At 62.4% G+C, this 21911-nt stretch carries 14 protein-coding genes and 2 riboswitches; of the genes, 5 read left to right on the top strand and 9 right to left on the bottom strand.

What is annotated here, in order from left to right:
• Window positions 1–16 precede the first annotated feature (16 nt).
• The 4 genes from BUC24_RS08225 to BUC24_RS08240 form a co-directional block, all read right to left on the bottom strand.
• Window positions 17–1933, bottom strand: coding sequence for a putative bifunctional diguanylate cyclase/phosphodiesterase (locus BUC24_RS08225; protein ID WP_073213560.1), 1917 nt, complete (start codon window positions 1931–1933; stop codon window positions 17–19).
• The gene (locus BUC24_RS08230; RefSeq protein WP_083598773.1) at window positions 1930–2457 is read right to left on the bottom strand and encodes a YfiR family protein; all 528 of its coding nucleotides are present in this window, start codon (window positions 2455–2457) and stop codon (window positions 1930–1932) included. The genes BUC24_RS08225 and BUC24_RS08230 overlap by 4 nt, the downstream gene beginning before the upstream one ends.
• On the bottom strand, window positions 2447–4435 hold the full coding sequence (locus BUC24_RS08235; RefSeq protein WP_373887968.1) for a TonB-dependent receptor plug domain-containing protein: 1989 nt from the start codon (window positions 4433–4435) through the stop codon (window positions 2447–2449). Before BUC24_RS08235 ends, BUC24_RS08230 begins: the two co-directional genes overlap by 11 nt.
• Before the next feature lie 153 nt (window positions 4436–4588).
• Window positions 4589–4924, bottom strand: coding sequence for a hypothetical protein (locus tag BUC24_RS08240; RefSeq protein ID WP_073213562.1), 336 nt, complete (start codon window positions 4922–4924; stop codon window positions 4589–4591).
• Between the two features lie 140 nt (window positions 4925–5064).
• Between BUC24_RS08240 and BUC24_RS08245 the strand changes: the two genes are divergently transcribed.
• The gene (locus BUC24_RS08245; RefSeq protein ID WP_229448092.1) at window positions 5065–6708 is read left to right on the top strand and encodes a methyl-accepting chemotaxis protein; all 1644 of its coding nucleotides are present in this window, start codon (window positions 5065–5067) and stop codon (window positions 6706–6708) included.
• Window positions 6709–6860: 152 nt separating this feature from the next.
• Here the strand turns inward: BUC24_RS08245 and gcvP are convergent, their stop codons facing one another.
• The 3 genes from gcvP to gcvT all read right to left on the bottom strand — a co-directional run bounded on the left by gcvP (window position 6861) and on the right by gcvT (window position 11426).
• Entirely contained in the window at window positions 6861–9758 is a 2898-nt protein-coding gene (gene gcvP / locus BUC24_RS08250; protein ID WP_073213564.1) for an aminomethyl-transferring glycine dehydrogenase, read from the bottom strand.
• Between the two features lie 130 nt (window positions 9759–9888).
• On the bottom strand, window positions 9889–10269 hold the full coding sequence (gcvH, locus tag BUC24_RS08255) for a glycine cleavage system protein GcvH (RefSeq protein ID WP_073213566.1): 381 nt from the start codon (window positions 10267–10269) through the stop codon (window positions 9889–9891).
• A gap of 38 nt (window positions 10270–10307) precedes the next feature.
• Window positions 10308–11426: a glycine cleavage system aminomethyltransferase GcvT gene (gcvT, locus tag BUC24_RS08260; RefSeq protein ID WP_073213570.1), complete on the bottom strand. Its 1119-nt coding sequence runs from the start codon at window positions 11424–11426 to the stop codon at window positions 10308–10310.
• Window positions 11427–11496: 70 nt separating this feature from the next.
• Window positions 11497–11602: riboswitch (glycine riboswitch) on the bottom strand.
• A gap of 18 nt (window positions 11603–11620) precedes the next feature.
• A riboswitch (glycine riboswitch) is annotated at window positions 11621–11707 on the bottom strand.
• A gap of 133 nt (window positions 11708–11840) precedes the next feature.
• Here gcvT and BUC24_RS08265 point away from each other — a divergent pair.
• Window positions 11841–12401 carry an ATP-dependent Clp protease proteolytic subunit gene (locus BUC24_RS08265; protein WP_073213571.1) on the top strand — a complete coding sequence of 187 codons (561 nt, stop codon included), beginning with the start codon at window positions 11841–11843 and terminating at the stop codon, window positions 12399–12401.
• Between the two features lie 174 nt (window positions 12402–12575).
• Here BUC24_RS08265 and BUC24_RS08270 read toward each other — a convergent pair whose 3' ends face one another.
• Window positions 12576–12815: a hypothetical protein gene (locus BUC24_RS08270; RefSeq protein ID WP_073213574.1), complete on the bottom strand. Its 240-nt coding sequence runs from the start codon at window positions 12813–12815 to the stop codon at window positions 12576–12578.
• A 310-nt stretch (window positions 12816–13125) separates the two neighbouring features.
• The gene (locus tag BUC24_RS08275) at window positions 13126–14403 is read right to left on the bottom strand and encodes a methyl-accepting chemotaxis protein (protein WP_178372499.1); all 1278 of its coding nucleotides are present in this window, start codon (window positions 14401–14403) and stop codon (window positions 13126–13128) included.
• Window positions 14404–14656: 253 nt separating this feature from the next.
• Here BUC24_RS08275 and BUC24_RS08280 point away from each other — a divergent pair, with 253 nt between their 5' ends.
• The 3 genes from BUC24_RS08280 to BUC24_RS08290 all read left to right on the top strand — a co-directional run bounded on the left by BUC24_RS08280 (window position 14657) and on the right by BUC24_RS08290 (window position 21875).
• On the top strand, window positions 14657–17065 hold the full coding sequence (locus BUC24_RS08280) for a DUF1631 family protein (protein ID WP_073213578.1): 2409 nt from the start codon (window positions 14657–14659) through the stop codon (window positions 17063–17065).
• A gap of 212 nt (window positions 17066–17277) precedes the next feature.
• Window positions 17278–20805: a chromosome segregation protein SMC gene (smc, locus tag BUC24_RS08285; protein WP_073213580.1), complete on the top strand. Its 3528-nt coding sequence runs from the start codon at window positions 17278–17280 to the stop codon at window positions 20803–20805.
• Window positions 20802–21875: a cell division protein ZipA C-terminal FtsZ-binding domain-containing protein gene (locus tag BUC24_RS08290; RefSeq protein ID WP_073213581.1), complete on the top strand. Its 1074-nt coding sequence runs from the start codon at window positions 20802–20804 to the stop codon at window positions 21873–21875. Before smc ends, BUC24_RS08290 begins: the two co-directional genes overlap by 4 nt.
• The last annotated feature ends 36 nt before the right edge of the window (window positions 21876–21911 follow it).

Consider the following 21911-nt stretch of genomic DNA (forward strand, 5'->3'; position numbering starts at 1 on the left):
GCGAGGACGATGTTGGTTAGAGCAGCAGCGCCTGCGCACTCGGCTGCCAATTACCCCCGTGCGTGCGCAGCAGATCGGTCAGCTGCGCCGCCGGCATGGGCCGCGCAAAATAGTATCCCTGCATGATGTCGCAGCCTGCGCGGCGCAAAAATTCCAGCTGTTCCAGTGTCTCCACACCTTCTGCCACCACCGTCATGCCCAGGCTGTGCGCCATGGCGATAATGGCGGTCGCAATTGCCTCGCCGTCGCCCGGTACGTCATGCACGAAGCTGCGGTCGATCTTGAGCTGGTCGATCGGGAAGCGCTTCAGGTAGGACATCGACGAATACCCGGTGCCGAAATCGTCAATCGACAAGTGAATCCCGGCTGCCTGGAAGCCATGCAGCAAATCGAGGTTCGCGTTCACGTTCTCCATCAATACGCCTTCAGTGATTTCCAGTTCCAGCAAACGTGGCGGCAGGCCGGTCTCGCGCAGGATCGCCTGGATGTCGTGCATCAGACCATCGTCACGGGTCTGGCGCGCCGACAGGTTGACCGCCACGTGTTCGATGGTATCGAGCAGGCCGGCGTCGCGCCACGCCGCCGCCTGGCGGCAGGCGTGCTGCAGAACCCAGCGTCCGAGTGGAACGATGATGCCACTCTCCTCGGCCACCGGAATGAATTCCGCCGGACTGACGTGGCCCAGTTCTGCGCAGTGCCAGCGTGCCAGCACCTCAACGCCGACCAGGCGCCCGCTGCGCAGGTCGATCTGCGGCTGATAGTGCAGCTCCAGTTCGTCGTGTTCCAGTGCGCGGCGCAAATTGGCTTCCAGCTTCAGGCGCTTTTGCGCCTTTTCTTCCATGGCCGGCTGAAACACTTCAAAGGCGTTCTTGCCATTGTTCTTTGCGTGGTACATGGCCGTGTCGGCACTGCGCGTCAAGGTGCGCGCATCGCCTGCATCGCGTGGATAAATGCTCACACCGATGCTGGCACTGACATACAGCTGGTGACCGTTGACTGCAAACGGGGCGGCCAGCACGGCCAGAATCTTGCGCGCGACCGCTTCGGTCTCGCCCTGATCGCCGGCCGGCTCGACGATGATGACAAATTCATCGCCACCTATCCGGCAGATGATGTCGGTTTGGCGCAAACTGGCCAAAAGCCGGTCTGCTACCTGCTTGAGCAGCATGTCGCCGCAATCGTGTCCAAGCGTGTCGTTGACGACCTTGAAGTTGTCCAGGTCGAGCAGCAGCAGGCCCACCGTCGCGTTGATGCGGTCTGCCTCGCTTAACGCGAGGGCCAGCCTTTCATTGAATTCGTGTCGATTTGGCAGCGTGGTGACGGAGTCCACATGGGCCAGGAAATGCAGGTGCTCCTCGGCCTTGCGCACCCTGCGCCGCATCGAGGCGACCAGTGCCCATGCAAGTGCCAGCGAACACAAGGCCACGGCCAGGGTCAGCACCGCGTAAGCAAGCAGGCGCGCGAACAAGCCGTCCAGCGAGGCGCGGATGGCGATGGTGCCAATATGCTGGTTGTTGACCCGCACCGGTTCGGACACGTCGATGTAGCGTGCGCCAACGTCATAGGCGGAATCGGCCTGCGCGGCCGACGGCGCCTGCAAGGTGATGCGTCCGGCGCGTTCATAGTGCGCCAGGGTTGCGCCCCGGGCGTCGAAGATACTGGCCGCCACCACTGGCGGCGAGGCTGCCAGGCCAGCCAATGTTTCGACGCCGGCACGCTCGTCGCCAAACATCAGTGCCGCGCTGCTGTTGGTACCAATGATGCGTGCCTGGACGCGCAGATCGTCGACCATGGCCGCCCGTAGCGAGACGAATTGCACGGCGATCAGTGCCAGGCTCGCCACCAGCAGGGCGGCGCCCGCGGTGATGATCGTGGTCTGGGTCAGGCGGCGGCCCAGGCCTGGGGCCTGGTCGCTTTTACGCCGATTGTTCATTGCACGCTCCTGGCAAGGCGCAGCAGTTTGGATGAAATGGTGAGCTGCGTGCCGCGTGCCGCGGTCAGGTCGATGTCAAAGCTGACGCGTTGATTTTGCATGGACAGCAGGATGACCGCGCCATCGGCGCCAAGTTCGTCGGACACCGTCAGCACGTGGCTGCCGCCCAGTTCGCGCTTGTATTGGGGCCATTGCTCGTGGTCCGCGCGATCCAGTACCAACACATGGCAGCCGCGCACCGGCGTCACGCTGGATCGCACGGCAATGCGGTGACCATTGACTGCCTTGTCATTGAGCTGCAACAGTGCCGGCAGCATGGCGTTGCCCGCGCCAGCGCAAATATTGAATGGCGCCCCGTCTGGCAGCACCTGGCGTGGCCATTCAGTAAAGACCGCAAAATTGAAGATAAATGCAGCCTTCAAATCATTGGCCTGCACCGGCTGGGCCGCGACGGGTCCCGCCGTGAACAGCGCGAGCACTGACGCGACGGCCAGCAGGGCCCCGCCAATACGCTTAGAACGCATGGCCAACGCGAAGCCGCAGCGCGCGCCCGTCCTGCGCGATGAGCGCCTGCGTATGCTCGGTGGAGCCGGGGTCGGCATAGCGCCGTCCGAACAGGTTATACACCGACAGGGATGCCTCTGTGTGACCCCACAATCGGGCCGTGAGAAGATTGGCATTGGCCAGCCAGAAGCCGCCTACCGGGCCGCTTAGGCCCTGGCGCGGTCCCACGTACTGCGCTTCGATCGCCCCTTGCCAGTTGGCGATGCCGATCGGACCGGTCAGATTGAACTTTGCCAGGCGCGATGGGGCGTTGAGCTGCTGCCCCCCACCGTTGGCGATATGGCTGTAGCTGTAGCTGGCGCGCAGCGCCGCGCCGTTTTCCCAGCGCTGTTCGAATTCCAGTTCCGCGCCCCGGGCCTGAATCTTTGCCTGATTCTCGAAACGGGTGGTGCCATCGGCATCGAATTGCTCTTGAGTGATCAGCCTTGAAACGATATTGCGAAACGCGGTGGCGGTCAGGCGCGCGCTGGTGTCCAGCTGCTGCACGACGGCCAGCTCGGTCGATGCAATCCGTTCCTTGTACAGATCCGGATTGGCCGCCTGGCCACCAGGGCCGGGGTAAGCATAAAAGCGTTCGAAGGCATTCGGCGCGCGAAATGCGAGGCCATGAATGGCTTTAATCGTGGTCGCCTTGCTCAGTGCGTGAATCAGGGCCACACGCGGACTGACGCCGCCTGGCTGGCCGCTGGGCCGGTCATAGCGCATGCCCAAGTTCAGGCGCGATGCCGCACTGAGCGCCAGCTCGTCTTGCAGATACACGCCTGCGCGCCGCGCGCTACGCTGGTCGCTCAGGTAAGTAAAGAAGGGGGCCACATCAAAGTTGTACTGCTGCAGCCGGTAGTCGCTTTGCAATTCGGCGCCGGCCAGAATGGTATGGCCGGCAAACCGGGTGCTGACCAGTGACACTTCGCCGCCCCACCAACGCCCGGCGCTGCCATCGTGATTGAGCGTGCTGGTGGCATTGTCAACGGCGTAGTCGCCAAAGGAGTCGTACTGGCCCCAATACAGGCGCGCCTTCAATTGCTCGGGCACGTCGGTCGCGCTGTGCCAGGACGCGCTCAGGTAGTTCTGGCGGTCGGTGGTGCTGGAACGCGGGTCGTTAAAAGGTTGATAAAACGCGGCCGTGGGCACGCCCTTGACCCGGCGCGCGTGCATCCATGTGATGGCAAGTGCGCCGTTGCCAATCCGCGCCAGTAGACGTTCGCCGCGATCATAGTCGAGCCCTTGCGCGATGCCCTTGTTTTGTGTCGGCGTGTCGAATTCGGCGTAATACAGATCGCGTCCGGCGTCGTCCCGTACGCTGCCCGACAGCAGAACGTCTGTCCCGCCTTCGCTGCGCCAGGCATAGCTGGCACCGACACGGCGTGCGCCCGCGCCGCCTGCCTCGGCAAAGGCGCGCCCGCCAGACAAGACCTGCGCGTTTTTGGTGATCACATTGATCACGCCAAAAATGGCATTCGATCCGTAGATTGAAGAACCGGGTCCGGGCACGAATTCAATCCGCTCAACCAGCTCCAGATCGAGCGGAAATTCGGTGCCCACCGGGGCCTGGTCGTACACGGCGTCGTTGATCCGGTTGCCATCGACGAGCAGCAGAAAGCGTGTGTTGTAATCGCCCGGACGCAGGAAGCCGCGTTCGCCCAGGTAGCTGTAGTTACGGTCATAGCTGACGTACAAGCCGCGCACACTGCGCGCGACATCGGCAAGCGTGCGCCAGCCGTACTGGCGGATTTCCGCAGCGCTGATCACGGTGACCAGGGCCGGCGCATCGCTCGCTTTTTGTGTGAATTTGGAGGCGCTGTATACCTCCATCGTCAACAGTTGTTCAAATGGCAGGGAGGTAAGATCGTTCGCGGCAGCGTGGCCGGTTCCAAGCGCATACAGAGCGGCGGCGAGCGCAACAGTGCGATGGCGTGCTGCCAGTTGATGTCTGAACAAGGCGGTCATGTCTAGCAGTCGCAAGGCGCTTGCGATGTCAATGAATGTTGATGTGGATCAACATGGTGACATCGGTTTTCCTCCTTGTACAGCCGCACACGAAGCATTTCTGTGTCGCGTTTCAACGCCGCCACAGTCGGGAATCTTACCTTCTTAGCGTTCTGATAACCACGCGTCAAGAATGCTCACGGCCCAGCAGCCGACCAGCACATACACGGCGACATGGACGCCGCCGCTGGCGCTCAGCGCCGCCGCACGCATGCGCAGAAACGCCGCGACCAGGTCAATCATTTCTCCTGCGGCGATCTGGATCTCGAGCTGCTCTTTAATTGCCAGCACCGGCTTGAGCACGTCGCTCAGGAATACGCCGACGGCAATCAACGTTGGCACTGCAAAGGCAAGCGCGCGCGCGCGCTTGCCAAGGTACAGCTGGCCCGCGCCGGGGAAGATCAACGCTGACCGTAGCGCAGCCTGGATGTGTCGCTTCATTGCACTCCCTTGTTTGGATCACTTTGATGTAGCGCAAACCGCCCAAGTCGCGCGAGCGTAGATTGCTCCATGCGCCGCGGAAACTTTGTATCAAATGGTGGCGACTATCATACTACCCCCGCGTTCTGAGGAGAATCCGCGTGAGCCAGCAGCGTCGATGGAAAAGCCTGGACCTGCTGGCGCAACTGCGCATCGGCCCCAAACTGCTGTTGGCGCCCGGCCTGGTCTTGCTGATTTTGCTGGCCTCATCGGGCGGCGCGTATTGGGCGCTGTGGCGCCAGAACCAGTCACTCGAGAGCATCGTTCAAGTTCGCTCGGCGCGCATTCGCGACGCGACCGAACTGGTCGCCGAAGCGCAAAGCGCGCACGCACGCGCCTACCAGCTGCTGACCTGGATCAGCGGCAGCTTTTCCCTGGCGCGCATTGATGCGCTGGCAGCCGACATCGAGCGCCGCCACGGCGCCATCGAGCAGCGCTTTTCAGGTTTGCGCGGGCATACCCTACCGGGCAGCGCCGAGCGGCGGCTGCTGGAACAATCGCAAGGCGCACACGCCGACTATCTGCGCGAGCTGGGCGAGGCAATTGAATTGGCGCGCGCCGATCAGACGATCGGCGCCAGCGCGATGCAGAAGCCGCAACGGGCATTCGAGACGGTCGCGCAGCGCCTGCAGGAACTGGCCCAGCTTGAGCGCGAACTGAGCGAGGCTGCCTCGCTGCAGGCAGCGCGCGACTTTCGTGCCATTTCGACCTTGATGCCCTTGCTGGCGGCGCTGTCGGTGGTGCTCTCGCTGGCCATTACGCTGGCCGTGCGACGCTCGCTGCTGCGCCAGGTACGCGGCATCGACGCCACCGCACTGGATCTGGCCAGCGGTAACCTGACGGTGCCGCAGCGCGAGTATGGCGTCGACGAAATCGCCGATACCTCGCGCACCCTGGACGCCAGCATCCGAAATCTGAGCGGTACGCTGAGGGGCATTCTCGATTCGGCCCGGTCAATTGACGACGCCTCGCGCGCGATCACCGCCGGCAATGCCGATCTGACCCACCGCAGCGGCGAGCAAGCCAATTCGATCGAACAGACGGCCGCCTCGATCCTGGCCTTGTCGGCAACCGTCAGCAGCACGGCCGACACGGCGCAGCAGGCCAACCGCCTGGCCGCATCGGCCTCGACCATCGCGCAGAAAGGCGGCGGGGTGGCCGAGCACCTGACCCGCACCCTGGCAGGCATTGGCGTCAGCAGCGCGCGGGTGATGCTGTTGCTTGAACAAGCCGAGGGAATGGCTGCACGCGGCGGAACACTCACCTTGAACGCGGCGGTGGAAGCGGCGCGCCTGGGTGAGCAGGGCGGCGCCTTTGCGGCGCTGACGGGCGAGCTGCGGGCATTGGCGCAGCAGTCGGCCGGCATGCTGGCCGAGATGCGCGCGCTGGTGGCGCAGTCGATGGTGCAGATCGAGGCGGGCAGGACGGCTGCCGAGGAGGCGGGTTTCAACCTGGCCGATATCGCCAGTTCGGTGCGCGAGGTGGGGGATATGATTGACCGCATCAGCCACGCCAGTGTGGCCCAGGCGAGCGGTATCTCGCATGTGAATACGGCCATCGTGCAGATGGATCAGGTGTCGCAGAAGAACGCTGCGCTGGTGGCGCAGGCGGCGACGGCGGCGCAGTCGCTGCAGAGCCAGGCGGTGGCGCTGTCGCGGGCGGTGGCGGGGTTCCGGCTCGATGATACGGTGGCGCCGGTGGTGGCTGGTGGCCGGCCGCGTTTGCGGCTGGCCTCAAAACGCTGATACATCGTCCTCGCGAAGGCGGGGACCTATACCACGTTACCGAAGTTGTTCCGCGTGCTATAGGTCCCCGCCTTCGCGAGGACGATGTAGGGGATAAAAAAATGGCGCGGCGGTTTGCACCGCCGCGCCATGTTTACCACCTTATACAGCGATTACTCGTAATCGCTGATCGGTGCGCAGCCGCAGAACAGGTTGCGGTCGCCATACACGTTGTCGGCACGGCCTACCGGCGGCCAGTACTTCTGCTTGCGCAGCGACGCGACCGGGAACGCTGCCACTTCGCGGCTGTACTTGTGCTCCCAGACGTCGGCAGTGACCACTTCCGCCGTGTGCGGCGCGCCCTTGAGCGGATTGTCCATGCGGTCATACTCGCCGCGCTCGACCTTGACGATTTCGGCGTGGATCGCGATCATCGCATCGATGAAGCGGTCGATTTCGACCTTCGATTCGCTTTCGGTCGGCTCGATCATCAGCGTGCCCGGTACCGGGAAACTCATGGTCGGAGCGTGGAAGCCGAAGTCCATCAGGCGCTTGGCCACGTCTTCGTTGCTGATGCCGGTGGCGTCGGTGATCGGACGCAGATCCAGAATGCACTCGTGCGCGACCAGGCCGTCGTGACCGGTGTACAAAACCGGATAGTGCGGCGCCAGGCGGCGGGCAATGTAGTTGGCTGCCAGGATGGCTGTTTCGGTGGCGGCGGTCAGGCCCTCACCACCCATCATCGCGATGTACATCCACGAAATCGGCAGGATCGAGGCCGAACCGTAAGGCGCCGCGCTGACGGCACCGATGCCTGCTTCGTCGCGGGTATAGCCGGATGAACGCTGGTTCGGCAGGAACTTGGCCAGATGCGCGCCCACGCCGATCGGACCGACGCCAGGACCGCCGCCGCCGTGTGGAATGCAGAAGGTCTTGTGCAGGTTCAGGTGGCTGACGTCGCCGCCGAAGCTGCCTGGGGCCGCCACACCGACCAGCGCGTTCATGTTGGCGCCGTCGATGTAGACCTGGCCGCCGTGCGAATGGATGATGTCGCACAGTTCGGTGATGCCTTCTTCAAACACACCGTGGGTGGACGGGTAGGTCACCATCACGCAGGCCAGATTGGTGCTGTGCTGTTCGGCCTTGGCGCGCAAATCGGCCAGGTCGACGTTGCCGTTATCGTCGCAGGCGGTGACCACGACCTTCATGCCGACCATGTTGGCCGATGCCGGGTTGGTGCCGTGGGCCGACGATGGAATCAGGCAGATATTGCGGTGGCCTTCTCCACGCGACTGGTGGTAAGCCTGAATCACCAGCAGACCGGCATACTCGCCTTGCGAACCGGCGTTCGGCTGCAGCGAAATGGCGGCGTAGCCGGTCAGTGCGCACAGCATGTCTTCCAGCTGGCCGATCATTTCACGGTAGCCGACGGTCTGCGCATCGGGCGCGAACGGATGAATGTTGGAGAACTCTGGCCAGGTGACCGGGATCATTTCCGAGGTCGCGTTCAGCTTCATGGTGCACGAACCGAGCGGGATCATGGTGCGGTCCAGCGCCAGATCCTTGTCGGCCAGCGAACGCAGGTAGCGCAGCATTTCGTGCTCGGCGTGATAGCGGTGGAAGGTCGGGTGGCTCAGGAACGCGCTGGTACGGCACAGGTGGTCGGGGAACGCGGTTTGCGCAGCCGCTTCGATGGCGTCGAAGTCAGGTTCTGCCGGCGCGTTCGAGACGCCCTGCGAGAAAATCGACCACAGCAGGGCGATGTCGTCGCGGGTGGTGGTTTCATCGAGCGAGACGCCAATATGGCTGGCGTCCACGCGGCGCAGGTTCACGCCTTTTTCAGCGGCGATCGCGTGCAGCTCGGCGGCGCGGTCGGTCTTGATGGTCAGGGTATCGAAATAGGTGCTGTTGACGATGCCGTAGCCCAGCTGGCCCAGTTTGGCAGCCAGGATGTTGGTAAAGCGGTGCACCCGGCTGGCGATCTGGGTCAAGCCTTTCGGGCCGTGGTAGACGGCGTACATCGAGGCCATTACGGCCAGCAGCACCTGTGCGGTACAAATGTTGGAAGTCGCTTTTTCGCGGCGGATGTGCTGCTCGCGGGTTTGCAGCGCCAGGCGGTAAGCCTGGTTGCCCTGGGCGTCGATGGTCACGCCCACCAGACGGCCAGCCATGCTGCGCTTGAATTCGTCGCGCGTGGCCAGGTAGCCGGCGTGCGGGCCGCCGAAACCGAGCGGTACGCCAAAGCGCTGGCTGTTACCGACCACCACGTCCGCGCCCCATTCGCCTGGGGGCGTGAGCAGGGTCAGGGCCAGCAGATCGGCAGCGGCGATCACCATGGCGCCCGATGCGTGCAGCTTTTCGACAGCGGCGCGGTAGTCGCGCACGTCGCCGTTCACGCCTGGGTACTGGACCAGCACGCCAAAGCAAGGCTCGGACAATTCGCCAATCGCGCCAGCGGCAATCACGCGCACTTCAACGCCGATTGGTTCGGCGCGGGTCTGGATCACTTCCAGGGTTTGCGGCAGCACGTCGTCGGCTACGTAGAACACGTTCGAGGCCGATTTGCCCACGCGCTGGATCAGCGTCATGGCTTCGGCGGCGGCGGTGCCTTCGTCGAGCATCGACGAGTTGGCGATGCCCATGCCAGTCAGGTCGGTGATCATCTGCTGGAAGTTCAGAATCGCTTCCAGGCGGCCTTGCGAAATCTCTGGCTGGTACGGGGTGTACGCTGTGTACCAGGCCGGGTTTTCAAAGATGTTACGCAGGACGACGCCTGGCGTGTGGGTGTTGTAATAGCCCTGGCCGATCATCGATTTCATGACCTTGTTCTTCGATGCGATGCCTTTCAGCTTGGCCAGTGCGGCCTGTTCCGGCATCGGGTCGAAGAACTGGCCCAATTCCAGCTTGCTCTTTTTGCGGATGTGGGCAGGGACGATTGCGTCGATCAGTGCAGCGCGCGAAGCGTAGCCGAGGGTCGACAGCATGGCTGCCTGTTCGCTCTCGGATGGGCCGATGTGGCGCGGGATGAAGGAGTCGCGTGCTTCAAGTTGGGTCAGGCTGGAGCGGGTCATGAGATCTGAAAGGCCAAAAAGAGAAGAGGAGGGGCGTGCACATCGTCCTCGCGGAGGCGGGGACCCATAGCACGCTGAACAACTTCGGTAACGTGGTAATGGGCCCCCGCCTGCGCGAGGGCGATGTCACTTATTCTGCGGTGGTCTTGCCGTAGGCGGTCGCGTCAAGCAGACCGTTGATGGCGCTCGCGTCGCTTGGTTTGAGCTTGAACAGCCAGGCCGAATACGCATCGCTGTTGATCGAGTCAGGTGCATCCGACACGGCGGTATTGACGGCCACAACTTCGCCCGAGACTGGCGCGTAGATGTCGGAAGCGGCTTTCACCGATTCCACCACAGCGGCGTCGTCGCCAGCGGTGTAGGACTTGCCCACTTTTGGCAGTTCGACGAACACGATGTCGCCCAGTGCATCCTGCGCGTACTCGGTGATGCCGACGGTGACGGTGCCGTCAGCTTCGGCGCGCACCCACTCATGGGACTCGGTGTATTTCAGATCGGCAGGGATGTTCATAAAGTTCGCTCCAGTGAGTTTGATTTGTTTGTGAAAGGTCAGGCAACCAGGATTTTACCGTTACGCACGAAGGGCAGCTTGATTACCGTGGCGGCCAGGCGTTTGTCGCGAATTTCAACGTGCACGGTGTCGCCCACGGCCACATCCATCGGCACGCGTGCCAGGGCGATGGCTTGCTGCATCGACGGGCTGAAAGTGCCGCTGGTGATTTCGCCTTCGGTGCCCGACGCTGCCACCACTTTCTGGTGGGCGCGCAGGATGCCGCCTTTTTCGCGCAGGATCAGACCCACGTATTGTGCGTTCTGGCCGAGGGCCTTGAGCGCAGCCTTGCCGATGAAGTCGCGCTCGGACACCAGGTCGATGGTCCAGGCCAGGCCGGCGTCGAGCGGGTTGACGGTGTCGTCCATATCCTGACCGTACAAGTTCATGCCTGCTTCCAGGCGCAGCGTGTCGCGTGCGCCCAGGCCGGCCGGCTTGACGCCCGCTGCCAGCAAGGCGTTCCACAGCGCGTCGGCCTGGCTGGCAGGGAAGGCCAGTTCGAACCCGTCTTCGCCGGTGTAGCCGGTGCGCGCCACCATCACTTCGCCAAACGCGGTGTCGTTCACGATGACGGCATTGAACGGCTTGAGCGGCTCGGACGCGTCTTTGGTGGTGGGCAGTACTTCCCATACCTTGGCGCGCGCATTCGGGCCCTGCACGGCGATCAGCGCCATCGGGTCATTGCCGTCGCGGCGCTGGGTGATTTTCACGCCGCTGCCGGTGGCGGCATTTTGCGCTTCGATCCAGGCCACGTCGCCTTCGGCGGTGCCGGCGTTGACCACCAGGCGGAACCAGTTCTCGTTGAAGAAGTAAACGATCAGGTCGTCGATGACGAAGCCCTGCGGATTGAGCATGCACGAGTAGAGGGCCTTGCCAGCCACTTGCAGCTTGTCGACGTTATTGGCCAGCAGGCCGCGCAGGAAGGCGCGCACATTCGGGCCTTCCAGGTCGACCACGCACATGTGCGAGACGTCGAACATGCCGACGTCGGTGCGCACGGCATGGTGTTCTTCGATCTGCGAACCGTAATTGACGGGCATGTCCCAGCCGCCGAAATCGACCATCTTGGCGCCGGCGGCGCGGTGTGCGGAATTGAGCGGGGTCGCTTTAAGCGTCATGGAATCCTCGAGGCAGGTGTAAAGGGGTCGCCGAACAGGCATTGACGGCCCCATGGCCGCCAACGGGTGTTCTTGCCCCTCTGTCCTTGATACCTGAGAGATAGCGGTGTGTGTGCCGCCTGCCCCTTCGGTGTGCCGCCGGCATGATGCCGCGGCCGCTCTCCAGAGTTTGACCGGATGCGCTGTGCGCTGCCGACCCCTGACCGGTCCTTTTGCCTGAGAGTTTTTGGGTGATGCCCCTTCGGCGGCAGCGCGTGTCTGCCCTCTCCCGATCAAGAGGGTAGAGGATATGCCAGCGGGCCCTGGATGTCAACCTTCGCCCTCTGGCGCCGGGTGCGCACGGCTGAACGGCGGGCAAGGGCCGCGCACGCCGCTCTTTGTTAAAATAATGCATCCACTAGACGAGGATATGACATGAGCGACGACCTGGAAAAAGCAGCAAACGAAGCCTGGTTTACTCTCTCCGGCGACGTCAACAGCGACATGGTGCACCGTGTGTTCGAAGCCGTGGCCAGCATGAGCGAGTCCGGTGTCGAAACTGCCCACGTACTGATTCAATCGAACGGTGGCTACGTCAGCGATGGTCTGTGCATGTATAACTTCCTGTCCAATGCACCGGTCAAGTTCGTGATGTACAACGGCGGGGCGGTCGCGTCGATTGCGGTAATCCTGTTCCTGTCCGGCAGCCGCCGTTATGCCAGCGAGACGGCGCGCTTCATGGTGCACAAGTCGCATGCCACGGCTTCGCCTGGTGCGCGTCCCGATGCGCTCAACATCATCGTTGAGGGGCTGCGGGCCGACGACGCGCGCACTGAATCCATTTTGCGCAAGCACATCGAGCTCACGCCCGAACAGTGGGCCATTCATCAGTACTCCGATCTGCACCTGACCTCGCGCGACGCGAAAACGGCACGCATGATCGACGACGTGGCCGACTTCGCGCCGCCGCGTGGGGTCCGCATCCGTAATATATAGGCAGTTAGTTCAGGCAGTCAGGCCAGGCGCGTTGCGCCTTTGGCCGTCCCAATACAAAAGAGCCTGTCAACGGCATGGCCGCTGCAGACTCTTTCGATTGCTTCCTGTTTGATCACTGATCGGGCTTAGCCCGGAAACCCGGCTTGCCCCAGCGTGCCGCCTGAGCGGCTACGATCAGCGGTTACCGCTGCTCTTGTTGCCCGACTGGCTGCTGCCGGAATTGGAGCCGGACTGACGCGAACCGCTCTTGTCGTCATTCTTGTGGCTTTGACGGCCAGCTTCCACGTGCTGCTCGTGGGTGCCGCCCTGGGTGCCGCTGCCCGAGCGCGAGCCGGAGCCTTGGTTGCCCGATTGCTTGTTCGAGCTGCTGCTATCGTCTTGCTTGTTCTGACCGCCTTTTTGATTCGAGTTCATGTTCATTCCTTTGTAAAGTTTGAAAATGTCGTGCTCGCCGTTCCGCTGGAAAATTGTTTCTGACCAGCGTTTCCGGAGACACAATGATGGGAGTGGCACTGTTCAGACGGTATCGGATGATCGCTTGAACCCATGTAGGAGCGATTCCTACAGGATTGAAATAGATTCTTAGACGAATTTTTCGCTTCTGCAAGTGCCGGGCCACCACCTCGTCCTCGCGGAGGCGGGGACCCATTCCACGTTACCGAAGTTGTTCAATGTGCTATGGGTCCCCGCCTCCGCGAGGACGATGTGGTGCATCAGTTCAGCGTCATCCCCCCACCATGGGTGGCACCACACGCATGACGGTGGGTGCCAGCGCCTGGGCCGCGCGCGCTGGCTGCCGTGCATTGCAGTGCGCAAGGTGAATCAGCGGCGCTGCCGGATGCGCCGCACCAAGATGCAAGGGCGAAAGGATGCGGGTCAGTGTGGCGGCCTGATCGCGCAGGCAAGCCGCAGTGTGCGCTGCCGATTGCGCGCCAGCGGCGTCGCGCGCCGCGTCCTGCGCCAGCGCGGCGATGGACTCGTGCAACTGCCTGATATCAGGGGCGAGGCTGGCGTTGCCGTCTTCTATATGACGGAGTTGCTGGGCGCCACAGTCGACCGTGCGTGCCGCATCGTCAATCTGGCCGCAGATCCGGGCCAGCGCCGTGCCGGCCGCGCTGGTGCGCGGTGCGATGCTGGCTAGCGTCTGTCTGAGCGCTTGCGCTGCCTGCGTTAGGTGCTGGCTCTGTTGCCGCATGGCTGAAGCGGCCCGTCCCAGGCCATCGCCTGCTGTTCCGGCACGGTTTGCATCCAGCTCGGCACTCACGGCCAGCAGATTCAACTGCAAGGCCAGCGCGTCGATGCTCTCCTGCAGCGCGTTGCCTTGGGCGACGCCGGTCTGGATAGCGGCAATTTCTGCGCGGACGGCGGCAACGGCCGGCGCGATGGGATGGAGGGCGCGCCCTGCCGCAGCCATGCTCAGGCGCGCTCCCTGAATTTGCCCGGCTTGCTCGGCAAAGCCAGTCGCCACGGCGGCGCTCGTGCTGAGCCCGGCCTGAAGGGCGTTGCCCTGTGTCTGGGCGCGCGCAGCCAGCTGGCGGCCGGCGCGCAGCAGGTCGACCGCACTGCTGCCCACGTTTGTGCCTTCTTCCCGCGTTCGTGCAACAATGTCTGCAAGGAAAGCATTCATTTCTTGCATTGTAGAAATAAGTTCATTATTCTTGAGGTTCGGGCGGCTGAAATGGTCGGCATCGAGCTGTCCCTGGGCAGCCTGGCGTGCGATCAGCAGCGCAAGCTCCGCCGGCTCGACCAGGGCGCGCCGAAGCCAATGCGCCATGGCTGCGGTGAGGGCCAGACTCAGGGTCAGTGCGAGCAGGGCGGCAAGGCGCAGGTCGAAAATATGTTGGGCCGACCCACTAAACTTTTGCCGTACAGCAACCGTTAACAAGTTGGGCGCGGTACACTGGCTCAGTACCCCAAGCACGATTGCCGTGTTGATACAGCAGAGCAGGGCGAAGCAGAAGTACAATTTACGGCGGGTGTCGAGCGGGCGCAGGGCAGGCATGGCAGGCATCCTTGGCAAGTGAAGCGGCGGGTCACCTTTGTTATGTTAGGGAAAGGTCTTGGCGCAACTTTGCGTCGGATCAAAAAGTCCCAAAGGCAAGAAAAATCGACTGTTTCTTCGGATTTTGTGAGTTTTTGCAAGATTCTCGATTTTTTTCCCATTACTTTCCTTTTGGCTATTGCCTTGTGGAAAGGCTGTGGCACAATTGATGGTAGCGTAGTCAAAGTAATATTCCTCCGGAGAAGACCAGATCATGGCATCAGCGGCAACATCAACAGTGAATGCAAAGAAAGCGGCGGTCGTGTCGCAGCATGAGCTATTGGATTCGCTGATCGCGATTGTGACAAAGCACGTCAATGAGCAATTGAAGGGCGTGACCACCCGTCTGGTGGCCAGCCTGCTCGACATCGAAGATCCGCGCCTCGACGCGCGCCAGGTGTTCCAGCGTGTCAAATCAGGTAACTTGCTGAAGGAGAACAGTTACGCGTTCATTCATCTCGCTTCAGGTGGCCTGGACAAGGCCTTGCACAGTGCGGTAGACGAGCTATTGCCACGTCCGCGGAAGGTCACGTCGATCAGCGAGGCCAACCTGTCCCTGGTCCCGTTCGAAGAAATGGATCAGCGCGTTGCCTTCGACGCCATCAGCCGCCCGTTCGAAATGAAGTACGCCAGCCAGATCGCCACGCTCAACGTGCGCATCGGCTTCCTGCTCAATCGCGACATTCTGCGCATTGCCCAGAACCCGTTCCGGCCCGAGATGTTCCTGTCGGTCATCAACAGCGCCTGGAAAGAATTCGAACCAAATCAAGAAGCGCACAGTCTGGTCGCGCCGCTGCTGCAACCGACCGTGATGTGGGACTTCGGTCCCATGTACGATGCCCTGTGCGACGCGCTCATCAGCCGTGGCCAGCCTGGCTCGGTCGATTCGTTCAACATCAAGAAAACCGAAACCGCCAAGGCTGCCAAGGCCGAGCGCGCCAAAAAGCAGGATGCGCTGGCCAAGCAACTGCGCCAGTTCCTGGCCGGCGGCGCCGAGAGCGAGTTTGGCGACGATATTCCGATGATTCCCGATCTGCCTGTCATCAGCGGCAGTGGTGGCGGCTGGCGGCCAAGCGGCGCCGAAGGCTTTGGCGTGGAAGCGCCGGCCGAGCCAAGTCAGGTAGTCCAGGGCGGTTCCCCGCAGCACGCCTTCGCCGGCGCGCCTCAGGGTGCCCCGTACACGGGTGCGCCGATGGGCCAGCAGCAGGGCGGCAATGGCCAGCCTTCGCCGCACCACGGTAACCATTATCCGGATCACGGCGCCATTGGCGCGGCACTTGGCCAGGCTGGCTACGGTGCCACCCAGGCGCCCTTGCTCGATATGCTCAAGGCCTTGCAGGCACGCATGCCCGAGCAGTTCGCCGCGACCCCGCTGGCACCGAACAGCGGGCAGGCACTCGATGTCTTCTATTTACCGCGTCTGAAGGAAGGCTTGCCAAAGGGCACCCTCAGCCGCGGCGACGAAAGCACGATCGACTTGCTGTCGAAAGTGTTCGAAACCGTCTTCCTGGATCCAAACATTCCGCAGGAAACGCGTGAACTGATCAAGTTCCTGCAGATTCCCGTCTTGAAGGCAGCCCTGTCGGACAAGAACTTCTTCTTTGAAGAGGCGCATCCGGCGCGGCGCATGATCGACCTGCTCTCGCGCATGGGTCTTGAGCAGCGCAGCCAGGACGATCCGCTGTTCCAGGCCATGCAGCGCAGCGTTGACCGCGTGGGCCGCGAAGCCGACGACAGCGCCGTATTCAGCAGCGCCGTGGAAGAGCTCGAAGCATCGATCAAGGCCGACGAGAGCGAGGCCGTGGAAGCGATTGCCGAGCCGATTGCGGTCGCGCTCAAGCAGGAAAAAGTCTACGCGGCAACACGCTCGGCCAAGACAGCCGTGGCAGCACGTGTGAGCAGCGGTGAAGTCGTGGCCGTGCTCGAGACCTTCCTTGAAAACAAGTGGACCTCGGTCCTGACGGTCGCTTACAGCGTCGAAGAAGACAAGCCTGGCGCCGTCAGCAGTGCGACCAAGACCATGGACGACCTGATCTGGAGCGTCAAGCCGAAGATCACCCACGACGAGCGCAAGCAGCTCATCGCCAAGTTGCCCGGTCTGCTTGCCACCCTGAACAAATGGCTGGACGTGATCAAGTGGCAGGAAGCCGAACGTCTGCAGTTCTTTGCCGAACTGGCCGAGTGCCATGCGTCGATCGTGCGCGCGCCGCTGGACATTACGCCTGAACGTCAGCTGGAAATTGCGGTCGAAGTGGCCCAGGAAGACGCCAAGCGCCGCCTGGAGAAGGAAACCGCCGCAGCTGTCGAGCCGGAAATCGAGATCGACGAAGCCGTGCTCACGGTCGAAACGCTCGAGCGCGGCGCCTGGCTGGAGTTCACCCAGACCGATGGCAGTCTGCTCAAGGCCAAGCTGGCCTGGGTCAGTCCGCTCAAGACGCTGTTCATCTTCTCGCTGGGTGCGCGCAAGGAATCGTTCTCGCTCTCGTCCGAGAAGCTCATTGCCGGCGTGCGCGCGACCAAGGTCAGCGTGGTACGTACCGACGGTCTCGTCGAGCGCGCACTGTCGGACGCCATGTCCGGTGGTGCGGTCAACGACGCCAACGCCATGGACGTCGCTGCCTAAAATACATCGCCCTCGCGAAGGCGGGCTCGCATGCGAGCCCCCTATTCCTTTTGACCGAATCCGGTGATGTGGTATAGGCCCCCGCCTTCGCGAGGGCGATGTGCTTTCGGCGTCAAATATTGCTTCATACCATAACTACTTTCACGCTTTCGGAATGAAAGCAACAAATGGTATGATGAGGCTCTTTTATCATCGCGAGCCAGCCCTGCAACGTGCGTCTATCCTCTATTAAATTGTCGGGATTTAAGTCTTTCGTCGATCCCACCAATTTCCAGGTGCCGGGTCAGCTCGTTGGCGTGGTCGGTCCCAATGGCTGCGGCAAGTCCAATATCATCGATGCGGTGCGCTGGGTGCTGGGTGAATCGAAGGCCTCGGAACTGCGCGGCGAGTCGATGCAGGACGTGATTTTCAACGGTTCCACCCACCGCAAGCCAGCCGGGCGCGCCTCGGTCGAACTGGTGTTCGACAATAACGACGGCAAGGCTGCCGGCCAGTGGGGGCAGTACGCTGAAATCGCGGTCAAGCGCACGCTGACGCGCGATGGCACTTCCACGTATTACATCAACAGCCAGCCTGTGCGCCGGCGCGATATTCAAGACATTTTCCTTGGCACCGGTCTCGGCCCACGCGCCTACGCCATCATTGGCCAGGGCATGATCTCGCGCATCATCGAGTCGCGCCCGGAAGAGCTGCGCGTCTTCCTTGAGGAAGCTGCGGGCGTATCGAAGTACAAGGAGCGGCGTCGCGAAACCGAGAACCGCCTGAACGACACGCGCGAAAACCTGCTGCGGGTCGAAGATATTCTGCGTGAACTGAACACCAACCTCGAAAAGCTCGAGGCGCAGGCTGTGGTGGCCAACAAGTTCCATTCGCTGCAAGCCGACCAGGAAGAAAAGCAGAAGCTGCTCTGGCTGCTGCGCAAAAACGAAGCGCAGGCCGAGCAGGGCAAGTACCTGCGCGACATGGCGCAAGCCCAGACCGATCTGGAAGAACAGACCGCCAAGCTGCGTCACGTCGAACTCGAACTGGAACATATGCGCCAGGCGCATTTTGCCGTGGGCGACCGCCTGCACCAGGCCCAGGGCCATCTGTACCAGACCAATTCCGAAATCGGCAGCCTGGAAGCGCAGATCAAGTTTGTGATCGAGTCGCGCAGCCGCCTGCAAAACCAGCTGCTGGCACTGACCGCCCAGCGCAACCAGTGGCAAACCCAGGGCCAGGACTACCAGCAGCAAATCGAGGAAGCGGAGTTTCTGCTGGAAGAACTGGGCGGACGTGTCGAGCAGTCGCAAATGGCAGCTGAAGCGCAGGGCGAACGTTTGCCGGCGCTGGACGCGGCGTGGCGCGAAGCCCAGCACAAAACCACCGAGTCGCGCGCCAAAATCATGCAGGCGCAGCAGCAGATCGAGCTGGAATCGGCCCATCAGCGCAACGCCTCCAACATTTTGAATGGCTTGCTGACGCGGCGCGAGCGCCTGCAGCAGGAAAAGAGCGGCCTCAATCTCCCCGATAGCAGCCATCTGGCCAACCTGCGCATGCAGCTCGAAGAAAAGCAGCAGGCGCTGGAAGAGCAGGGCATGTTCCTGGAAGAGGCAACCGAACAGCAGCAACGCGTGGAAGAAGAACGCGGCGCGGCGCAAGCCCAGGTCAATGCGGAAACCACGGCCAACGCGCAGCTGGAGGCGCGCCTGTCTGCCCTCAAGCAGCTGCAGGAACGCACCCAGACCCAGGGCAAAGTCACGCCCTGGCTGCAGAAGCACGAACTCGATACTTTGCCGCGCCTGTGGCAGAAGCTGCACATCGAGCAGGGCTGGGAAACCGCACTGGAATCGATCCTGCGCGAACGCACCACGGCGCTGGAAATGTCGAACATCGACTGGGCCAAGGCCTTCTTCAACGATGCGCCGCCGGCCAAACTGGCCCTGTATTCGCCATCGCTGGCCAATGTCGCAGCGCCAGCCGACGTGGCCGGCCTGAAGCCCTTCGTCAACCTGCTCAAGCTGAACGAATCAGGTTTGCGCGGCCTGCTGCACGACTGGCTGCACAATGTGTTTGCCGCCGAAGACGCGCCATCGGCGCTGGCCGACCGCGCGCGCTTGCCACAGGGCGGCTCCTTCATCACGCGCCAGGGCCATGTGGTGACCCAGTCGAGCGTGCGCTTCTACGCGGCTGACGCCGAACAGGACGGGGTGCTGGGCCGCCAGCAGGAAATCGAGAACATCACGCGCCAGCTGCGCGCGCAGACCATGCTGGCCGACGAAGCACGTGCCCGCGCGGTACGCGCCGATGCCGCCGCCTCGGAACTGACGCGCCGCCTGCAGGACACGCGCCAGCGCGTGGCCACGCTCACCCAGTCTGTGCACGCGCTGCAGATCGAGGTGGTCAAGCAGTCCGAAGTCGAAGCGCGCTTCAACCAGCGCAGCTCGCAGATTCAAAACGATCTGGCGGAAATCGCCGCGCAGGAAGCCGAGCAAAAGCAGATCCAGGCCGAATCCGAAGAAAAATTCGAGCAGCTCGATATCGCCCTGGGCGAATTGCAGGGTGCGCACGAAGACGGCCAGACCGAATTCCTCAACAAGGAGCAGGCACTGGCCGACGCGCGCGAAAAGCTGCGCGAACTTGAACGCGCGGCCCAGGAAGCCCAGTTCGCGGAAAAATCCCAGCGCAGCAAGATCGAAGAACTGCGCCGCAATATCGCCACCGCCACCCAGCAGGCCGCCCAGGTCAGCGAGAGCATTGAAGCAGGCCAGCAGGAGCTCGAAACGCTGGAAACGGGCGCCGCCAATGACGGCCTGCAGGAACTGCTGGACCGCCGCACCACCCAGGAGCGGGCCCTGTCGGACGCGCGCCACGAACTCGATCAGATCACGCAGCAGCTGCGCACGGCCGAAGAATCGCGCATGGCGGCTGAACGCAGCTTGCAGCCGCAGCGCGACAAGATCACTGAAATGCAGCTCAAGGAACAGGCCGCGCGCCTGAACCAGGAACAGTTTGCCGAAGCGCTCAAAGCCGTCGAAGCCGACGAAGCGGCGCTGTCCGAAAAACTGCACCCGGACCTCAAACCGTCCTACCTGCAAGGCGAAGTGACGCGCCTGACCAATGCCATCACGGCCCTGGGCGCGGTGAACCTGGCGGCGCTGGACGAGCTGTCGCAGGCGTCCGAACGCAAGAACTTCCTGGATGCGCAAAACAAGGATCTGGTGGAGGCGATCACCACGCTGGAAGACGCCATCAGCCGCATCGACAAGGAAACGCGCGAACTGCTGCAGGATACCTTCGACCGCGTCAATCACCACTTCAGCGAACTGTTCCCGATCCTGTTCGGCGGCGGCAACGCCAAGCTGGTCATGACGGGCGACGAAATCCTCGATTCGGGCGTGCAGGTCATGGCGCAGCCGCCTGGCAAAAAGAACGCGACCATTCACCTGCTGTCTGGCGGCGAAAAAGCGCTGACCGCGACGGCTCTGGTGTTCTCGATGTTCCGCCTCAATCCGGCGCCTTTCTGCCTGCTGGACGAGGTGGATGCGCCGCTCGATGACGCCAACACCGAGCGCTTCTGCCGCATGGTCAAGCGCATGAGCGACCATACCCAATTCCTTTTCATCTCGCACAATAAAATTGCGATGGAAATGGCCAATCAACTTATCGGTGTGACGATGCAGGAACAAGGTGTATCGCGCATTGTGGCGGTGGACATGGAGTCCGCCGCGAATTTCGCTACCGAGGCACAAGCAGCATGACAGATATCGAAATGAGCATCAGCATCGGCGCCGTCATCGTCGCCGGTGTCATTGTGTACAACAAGTGGCAGGAACATAAAGCCCGCAAGAGCGTCGCGCGCGCCTTCTCGTCCGACCATGACGATGTGCTCATGCGCACTGACGAAGCACGCCAGGAGCCCAGTTTCGACCTGCACGGCGGCGCGGCCGACAAGGGCCGCCATGACGAGCAGGACATGCACGACAATGTGCCCATCTTGCACGGTACCGACCCCACCACGCCAGCGGCCGAACTGGCCATCAGCCTGGTCGACCCCCTGATTGACTGCCTGATTCCACTGGCGCTCGAAGTGGCTGTTCGCGGCGATAAAATCCTGCCGATTCTGCAGACCCTGCGCCACGTTGGCAACAAGCCGGTCCACTTCATCGGCCTGCACGTGAATGGCGACTGGGAGCCGATCACCCACGGCGGCGTGTACACCAAGCTGCAGGCTGGCGTGCAACTGGCCAGCCGCACCACCGCGCTTAACGAACTCGAATATTCGGAGCTGATCACGCGCCTGCGCGCCGTGTCCGACGACATTGGCGCCGAGCCGGAAATTCCTGACATGATCGAAGTGATGGGCGAAGCGCGCACCTTGCATCGCTTTGTGGCCGGGCACGACGCGCAGCTGGGTGTGAACCTGCTGTCGAACGGCGCCCCGTGGTCGATTGCGACCCTGATCGGCGCACTGGAAAAACAAGGCTTCGACGTGCGTCCCGATGGCCGCTACATCATGCCTGACGGCGATGGCGGTCAGTTGTTTACGCTCTCGACCAATGTCACTCTGGGCGCCGACACCACCAGCCGCCTGACGCTGCTCCTGGACGTGCCGTGCGTGGCACCAAGCCGCGACGGTTTCGGCCAGATGGTGGCCTGCGCCAAGGCGCTGGTCGGGCGCCTGGACGCGATCATCGTCGATGACAGCGACCAGCCCCTGATGGATCCGGCGCTGGCCGAAATCAACAACCAGGTGCTGGACTTCTATCACGAGATGGAAGCGGCCGAAATCGCAGCCGGTTCCACCCGCGCCATGCGCCTGTTCAGCTGAGGAAGACTGTTTCGTGAGTACTGAAGTCGCTGGCAG

The sequence above is a fragment of the Massilia sp. CF038 genome (genome assembly GCF_900129765.1).
GTDB lineage: Bacteria > Pseudomonadota > Gammaproteobacteria > Burkholderiales > Burkholderiaceae_D > Telluria_A.

Bases quoted from the DNA above. Each gene is read 5' to 3' on its own strand.
- BUC24_RS08225 (WP_073213560.1), bottom strand. From the start codon at position 1,933: ATGAACAATCGGCGTAAAAGCGACCAGGCCCCAGGCCTGGGCCGCCGC.
- BUC24_RS08230 (WP_083598773.1), bottom strand. From the start codon at position 2,457: ATGCGTTCTAAGCGTATTGGCGGGGCCCTGCTGGCCGTCGCGTCAGTG.
- BUC24_RS08240 (WP_073213562.1), bottom strand. From the start codon at position 4,924: ATGAAGCGACACATCCAGGCTGCGCTACGGTCAGCGTTGATCTTCCCC.
- gcvP (WP_073213564.1), bottom strand. From the start codon at position 9,758: ATGACCCGCTCCAGCCTGACCCAACTTGAAGCACGCGACTCCTTCATC.
- gcvH (WP_073213566.1), bottom strand. From the start codon at position 10,269: ATGAACATCCCTGCCGATCTGAAATACACCGAGTCCCATGAGTGGGTG.
- gcvT (WP_073213570.1), bottom strand. From the start codon at position 11,426: ATGACGCTTAAAGCGACCCCGCTCAATTCCGCACACCGCGCCGCCGGC.
- BUC24_RS08265 (WP_073213571.1), top strand. From the start codon at position 11,841: ATGAGCGACGACCTGGAAAAAGCAGCAAACGAAGCCTGGTTTACTCTC.
- BUC24_RS08270 (WP_073213574.1), bottom strand. From the start codon at position 12,815: ATGAACTCGAATCAAAAAGGCGGTCAGAACAAGCAAGACGATAGCAGC.
- BUC24_RS08275 (WP_178372499.1), bottom strand. From the start codon at position 14,403: ATGCCTGCCCTGCGCCCGCTCGACACCCGCCGTAAATTGTACTTCTGC.
- BUC24_RS08280 (WP_073213578.1), top strand. From the start codon at position 14,657: ATGGCATCAGCGGCAACATCAACAGTGAATGCAAAGAAAGCGGCGGTC.
- BUC24_RS08290 (WP_073213581.1), top strand. From the start codon at position 20,802: ATGACAGATATCGAAATGAGCATCAGCATCGGCGCCGTCATCGTCGCC.